Here is a 234-nt window from a genome sequence, read left to right on the forward strand (position 1 = left end):
ATCGTGCTGGTGCACGGCCAGGGCCGCCGCCCGGAGGCCGCATGGTAGGCAGCGGCCAGCTGACCATTGCCGGCCTGGGCCCCGGTGACCTGGACCAGATCACGCCTGCGGTGCTGCAGGCCTTGCTGGCGGCCGACGCGGTTGTGGGCTACTTCCCCTATGTGGCGCGTGCGCAGGCCTTGCTGGCGCGCAGCGCACCGGCTGGCAGCCGCGAGCCGCAGTGGCTCCCCCCGG

1 protein-coding gene is annotated in these 234 nt (G+C 74.4%); it reads left to right on the forward strand.

Features of this window, described 5'->3' with window-relative positions; all coding sequences use genetic code 11:
- Positions 1–41: 41 nt before the first annotated feature.
- Positions 42–234, forward strand: a 193-nt coding sequence (locus H928_RS33460; RefSeq protein WP_239644982.1) for an SAM-dependent methyltransferase, incomplete at its 3' end; no start/stop codon positions are given.

Source organism: Comamonas sp. B-9 (assembly GCF_000410635.1).
Taxonomy (GTDB): domain Bacteria; phylum Pseudomonadota; class Gammaproteobacteria; order Burkholderiales; family Burkholderiaceae_C; genus Comamonas.